Origin of the sequence: Roseibacillus ishigakijimensis (assembly GCF_016595415.1) — a bacterium.
GTDB lineage: Bacteria > Verrucomicrobiota > Verrucomicrobiia > Verrucomicrobiales > Akkermansiaceae > Roseibacillus > Roseibacillus ishigakijimensis.
Window position 1 is genome coordinate 1 of sequence record NZ_JAENIO010000071.1, and the last position, 5940, is coordinate 5940.

6 protein-coding genes are annotated in these 5940 nt (G+C 57.0%); 4 read left to right on the top strand and 2 right to left on the bottom strand.

Annotated features, from left to right (window positions below; genetic code table 11):
- Positions 1–101: 101 nt before the first annotated feature.
- From JIN78_RS16385 to JIN78_RS17790, 3 genes are all read left to right on the top strand, one after another.
- Positions 102–575, top strand: coding sequence for a hypothetical protein (locus JIN78_RS16385; RefSeq protein WP_200393075.1), 474 nt, complete (start codon positions 102–104; stop codon positions 573–575).
- Between the two features lie 133 nt (positions 576–708).
- On the top strand, positions 709–1146 hold the full coding sequence (locus tag JIN78_RS16390) for a hypothetical protein (RefSeq protein ID WP_200393076.1): 438 nt from the start codon (positions 709–711) through the stop codon (positions 1144–1146).
- Positions 1147–1352: 206 nt separating this feature from the next.
- The gene (locus tag JIN78_RS17790; protein WP_200393077.1) at positions 1353–2633 is read left to right on the top strand and encodes an OmpA family protein; all 1281 of its coding nucleotides are present in this window, start codon (positions 1353–1355) and stop codon (positions 2631–2633) included.
- Between the two features lie 17 nt (positions 2634–2650).
- On the opposite strand, the gene JIN78_RS16400 is transcribed toward JIN78_RS17790, so the two are convergent.
- Entirely contained in the window at positions 2651–3427 is a 777-nt protein-coding gene (locus JIN78_RS16400) for a VC0807 family protein (RefSeq protein ID WP_200393078.1), read from the bottom strand.
- A gap of 422 nt (positions 3428–3849) precedes the next feature.
- On the opposite strand from JIN78_RS16400, the gene JIN78_RS16405 reads away from it, so the two are divergent.
- The gene (locus JIN78_RS16405; protein WP_200393079.1) at positions 3850–5580 is read left to right on the top strand and encodes an ABC transporter ATP-binding protein; all 1731 of its coding nucleotides are present in this window, start codon (positions 3850–3852) and stop codon (positions 5578–5580) included.
- A 28-nt stretch (positions 5581–5608) separates the two neighbouring features.
- Here JIN78_RS16405 and JIN78_RS16410 read toward each other — a convergent pair whose 3' ends face one another.
- Positions 5609–5842 (bottom strand): hypothetical protein, encoded by a 234-nt coding sequence (locus JIN78_RS16410; protein ID WP_200393080.1) that lies wholly within the window; start codon positions 5840–5842, stop codon positions 5609–5611.
- Positions 5843–5940 lie beyond the last annotated feature (98 nt).

Below are 5940 nucleotides of genomic sequence, written 5' to 3' on the forward strand. Positions count from 1 at the left end.
CCAAGTGGCTGCGGGATAGCCCACGAAAATCCTAAGCACGCCATTTTTCCTTGAAAAGGTGCTGGTCTGGCAAATCATCAACCATATAATCTCGCCAAAAAATGAGTCGCGTATTCAAAGCCTTGTGTTTTCAGGTTGGAGTCATTTTTCTTCTGTCTAAAGCGTCATTTGGTCAGGATGTGACTCATCCAATCAGAATCGGCGGAGATATCTGGTTCGTTCAATACGGAGTAACAGATGAGAAATTGAGCTACTTGGTGATTGATGGACCCCAACCAAAGGCGCTCAAATTGAGAGTGCAGCTCATAGGTGTTGGAAACTATACCCCAACAAACAAGACTACTCATGGGACAATGAATGCCATTTTTGAGCATCCCAATGGTGAGTTCGTCAACTTAGCGCGAACGGGTCGTGTGATCTACGTGAACGGAGAAGAGGTCAAAGAGGAGAAAGTTGAGATAGAACCCGATGGCCTAAAGGCTTTTCTCAATAGTAAGCCTGAGAGCCTCGACAAGGAGACCCTTCTAAATTTTCTTGCCGAATGGAAGATGGAAGAGACTAAGAAACCGGAATAAGGCGAACAATGCGCAGCACCACAAATCCGACCGCGCTGGCGAGTTGGTGGTTGCTTGGAAGAGGGAACGTGGTAGAAGTAGGGAAAGCGCGCTGAGTCGGTCGGATTGGGTGTGCTGGAACGTTCTGCAAAAAATGAAGCGAATCAGCATTAAGAGAATATCGGTGATAGCATTCACCGTTGTTGCCCTGGTGCTCATCTATGGGTTGCATTCCAACAGGAGACCGTTCAAATCAACAGACGATTATAAAGTCACAGCAAGCATCAATGGCGAAACAGTAGAAGCGGATGTTTTCAAACCAGTGGGAATGAATGACGTTTATTACGTTCGCATCGATGGAGCATCTGACTCCCGATATCCTTGGATCGTATTTTCCCCGAATCGTCAAACAGTAGCTGCCCCCATCGGCGTTTATCGCTCTTGGATTGGTTACACATATACACACGCTGACCAAGGATTTGGAGTGTTGCTCACAGATGCAAAATTAGAGGACGATTGGACAGTTTCGTATGACGACCACCGAATTGATTTGACGAATACTGAATATCAGATCCAGATAGCTCGAAAGTAGGAACGGCAGAACAAACCACTGAGGCCATTCGATAGGCTCGGAGCTGGGGAGTGGGGATGGCCTGGTGTGGGTGGCGGTGGTGCGGAGTGAGGGGCGAGGGTGCCTTGCAAAAGTCCGGGTTGGGAGAGTCTGCTGCTCTGCCGGGCGCTAAAAAAACCGCACAAAGGTGAATTGCGTGACGGGCTGGTGACGTTATACTCCCTGCAGTGGCAAAGGCATATTCATGGGAGAACAGTGGTTACGAAAGCCCGGCGAGTGGTGGGGGCGGCTTGGGGTATGGCTTTGCGGTGCTGCTGTCGGTGATTATCGGGGTGAGTCTTTTTGCCGGGATTCTACTGGGTCTTTCCGAGCTAAAGGTCTTGTTGGGAATGACGGAGACCTTGGAGATTAAGAGTAAGCCGTTTCAGGTGGAGCAGATTGAGCTGGCGGCGCAGGATCCGCCCGAGGTGGAGGAGGAGATCATTGTGCCGGAGAATACGGACGCGAGCGAGCTCTTGGCCGAGGTGGAGGAGCTCATCCCGGAGCTGGATGATACGGAGCTGGATATTTCCCCGGAAATCGCCCAGCCAGAGGTGACGCTGGAGTCCAGCCTGGCCCTAGCGGCGGGGGAGGAGCTCGGTGAGCTGCTGGAGCCAGTGGCGGCCCCCAAGGTGGATCATGTGCTCGATCAAGTGGGACGGGCGGAGAATCTTTTTCAGGAAGCGGCGGCGGGGCAAATCATGGTCGAGGAGGGTTCGGTGAAGGCGGATCTTGTGGATCCCGATGAGCTGCTCAAGGACATGGCCAGTCAGGGAAGTGGCGGGCTGTCGGAGGAGGGATTGCCTTCCGGTTACGCCAGTATCGACGGACTCTTGAAGATGGCCACGGGAGAGCTGAGCCGCAGTCGCGCGGCCCTGCCCAGTGACTTGCTTTTCGAATACGACAGTGCGCAGCTGCGGGAAACCGCCCGGCTGGGTTTGATGAAGCTGGCCATGCTCATCGACCGCAATCCGCAGATGTATTGTGTGCTGGAGGGACACACCGACCTTTATGGGCCGGATAGCTACAATCGCAACCTTTCGCGGCAGCGGGCCCAGGCGGTCAAGGATTGGCTGGTGCAGTCCATGCGCTTGGAGGGCGATCGCATCATAGTGCGGGCCTACGGGAGCAGTCAGCCCAAAGTATTGGAGGGAAGCATTGAGGAGCAGGCTATCAACCGGCGGGTGGATATTCTGATGCGCAAGGAGATCCCGGAGGAGGTGACTTTGCCAGCTCCGGTGCAGCCGGTCCCGGCCCGGCGCGATCCGGTGGAGGCTCCGCCCTTGCGTGCTCTGCGGGTGGAAGAGGAGCCGGCCCCGGCGGCGGAAGAGCAGCCTTTGAAGGCCCTGCCGGTGGAGGAGGAGCCTGAGCAGAAGCCTCTGCGGGCCCTGCCGGTGGAGGAGGGGACCCCTCAGCGGGCTTTACCGGTGGAAGAGCAGAAACCCTTGAAGGCTCTGCCGGTGGAGTGACGGAGCTGTGCTTGCTCTCAGCGGGGCAGAAGGAGGTCGTCGCGATCGAGTCCGGTTAAGCGTCCGAGTCCGCGCAGGAGGTAGAACAAGCAGCCGACGAGGAAGGCCATGATGGGGAGGCCGATGACGAGGAAGCCGACCCAGGTGATGGAGCCGACGGCCTTGTTGTAAAGCTCGCGGGCATTGGGGGCGGCGTAGTCGATTTTCTCGGGGCTGAGGAAATACTGGGCGAGGAAGAAATTGAGGACGGTGGAGAGGAGGAAGGAGCCTGCGAAGATGAGAGTGCAGTGGAAGAGGAGCTTGGCGTAGGATTCCTGTTGGTCGTTTTCGGCTATCTTTTTGTTGATGCGCTTGATGTCAAAGACCTGGTCGTTGTAGAGGAAGGTGTTGAGCAGGGGCGTTTTGGTCCAGTGGGAGGCGAAGACGGCGAGGCCGAGGATGAAGGGGATGGAGGCTTCCTTGAGGCCGAAGAGGATGGGCGCGGAGGCATCGACGGAGCCGTCTTCCTTCCAGAGAAAGAGGGTCAGGCCGCCGGTGAGGAGCACGGAGATGAGGCCCATGGCGGAGAAGAAGTTGGGCTTGCGGTGTTTGAGGAAGAACCAGATGCCGTAGCCGAGGGGGATGGCGAGGGCAATGAGGAGGGCCCACATGGGGCCGACGTGGTAGAAAGCGGGCTCGTCGACTAGCGCGGGGTCCTTGCTGAGCTTGTCGAGGGCCATCACGGGGATGAGAACGTTGACCAGAATGTTGATCAGGGGATTCTCCTTGGGCTGTTGGGCATCGACTTCAGACATAAGATGGCTGAATCAAGACGAGTTTCGCGCCCGACCCAAGACAAAAAAGCGGAGCGGTCGTTTGGGGTTGGGGCGTGGGATCAGGTCGGGAGAGGCGAGTGTTTTGGTTTTCGTCGCAAAGGCGCTGAGGCGCTGAGTTTCGCAGAGGGATGTTGGGGAAAGTTGGTTGTTTGGGCTTGGAGAAGGGAGGGAGTGTTTTGGTTTTTTGTCTCAGAGGCGCTGAGGCGCGGAGTTTCACGGAGGGGTTTTGGGGTTTTGGTTCCCGAGTCAGGAAGCGTTTTTCTGCCGAGAATGTTCCTTTTTCGCCATTGGCAGCCTCTGGGTTTGACGGATGGGGAGCGCTACTCTCCACTGAGCTTATGCGGAAGCGCGAGGCAAAGGCAGGGAAGGCAAGAGGGGAAAAGTCGGGAAACAGACTGGCGGTGCTCGGATTCTATCGTTACCTCGCCAATTACAAAAAGACGTTCTATCCGGCGTTGGTGGCCCTTTTCGTGACGGCGGGGCTCTCGCTGGCCTTCCCCTTTTTCCTGAGCCAGCTCATTGGCGGAGTAAGGTTCGGCGAGGCGGCGAGCCTGGATGTGGAGCAGGTGAAGGCCAATATCAACCGCACGGTGCTTACTCTGTTGGCTATTCTGGGCTTGCAGGCCTTTGTTTCCTACTGGCGGGTGCGCGGCTTCATCAAGGCCGGGGAGAGCGCGCTCAATGATATCCGGCGCGATGTTTTTCGCCATCTCGTGCACTTGCCGATGTCTTTTTACGAAAAGAGCCGGGCGGGCGAACTTTCCGGTCGGGTGGCGGCTGATTTGTCGGTGCTGCGCGAAACCCTTCTGACTACCGTGCCGCAGATGATCCGGCAGACCGTGATTCTGGTGGGAGGTCTCGTCTTCATCTTTGTTTTCTCCTGGAAGCTCGCCCTCTTCATGCTGGCCATCATTCCGGTGGTGGTGCTGGCGGTGGCCTTTTTCGGACGCAAGGTGCGGGGCTATTCCAAGTCCGCCCAAGATGCTTTGGCCGATAGCTCCATCGTTATTGAGGAGAGCACGCAAGGGATTAGTGAGGTGAAGTCTTTTTGTAACGAGGGTTTTGAGGAGGCGCGTTACGAGCAATCCCTCGGCGATTACCTGGGCGTGGTGCTGCGGGGGGCGCAGGCCCGGGCCGCTTTCATCGCCTTCATCATCTTTGTGCTTTTCGGCACCATCTCGGTGGTGGCGTGGTTCGGGGCCGGGATGTTGGCGGAGGGAGAGCTCAGTCAGCGGGGCTTCGTGGCCTTTGTGCTCTTTAGTGTTTTCGTGGGTGCTTCCTTGGGGTCCTTTCCCGAGATTGTGAGTCAGATTCAAAAGGCGAATGGTGCCACCGAGCGTTTGAAGGAGATTTTGGAAGAAACGCCGGAATCGGACGCAGGGGCGGCGGGCCCGGCTGTGCAGGGGGCGCTGAGCGCTCGCAACTTGCGTTTCGCCTACCCTTCCCGTCCCGAGGTCGAAGTTCTCAAGGGGCTGGATTTCGCGGTGGAGCCCGGGCAGAAGATTGCTTTCGTGGGGCCCAGCGGAGGAGGGAAATCGACTCTTTTCGCGCTTTTGCAGCGTTTTCACGAGCCCACCAGCGGGGAGCTGGTGCTCGATGGTCGTGCTTTGGTCGACTGGTCTCTCGAGGATCTGCGGGGAGCCATCGCGGTCGTGCCGCAGGACGTTCATCTCTTCGGGGGCACCATTGCCGAGAATATTGCCTACGGTCGTCCCGGGGCCAGTCAGGAAGAGATTGAGCAAGCGGCGCGCGAGGCCAATGCCGCTGAGTTCATTGAAGCTTTTCCCGAAAAATACGAGGCCGTGGTGGGTCCGCGGGGGATGAGATTGAGCGGCGGGCAGCGCCAGCGCATCGCCATTGCGCGGGCGATTCTGGCAGATCCGAAGATTCTCATGCTCGACGAGGCCACCAGTGCGCTGGACTCCGAAAGCGAGCGTCTCGTGCAGGAAGCGCTCGAACGGCTCATGGTCGGCCGCACCAGTCTCATCATTGCTCACCGCTTGGGAACCGTGCGCAGTTGCGACCAGATCCACGTGCTCAGCGGGGGAACTCTCGTCGAGAGTGGCACCCACGACGAGTTGCTCACGGCCAACGGCACTTACGCCCTACTGGCTAAGACGCAGCTGCTGTAGGTGTTCGGGCTCAACAAGTTTGTAAGGCTTAAAGTTCTTGATGGAGATAGTTCTGCGCCGTTGCCTTGAGTTTTTCGAAATCTTCCCAGTCGTCGCTATTGAGATCCTTGGCAATGTTTTCATCAGCTTTTTCCAAGCCTGAAATGAGTTGCCAAAGGGTATGTCGGTCTACGGTCTCTCGTTGAAGTTCCATTGCCAGAAAAGTCTTTAGGGCTGGAAGGCTGGAGCCGTCCCGGATTTCGCCAAGGCCCCAATAGGCCATGGCCCCATTCGCGTCAGGTTAAGAGCCTAACCGATTCGTAGCCAGCAAATTAGATTGGCAAAAACCACCTTTTTCCCTTGACAAGTCGAGCAGCGCGG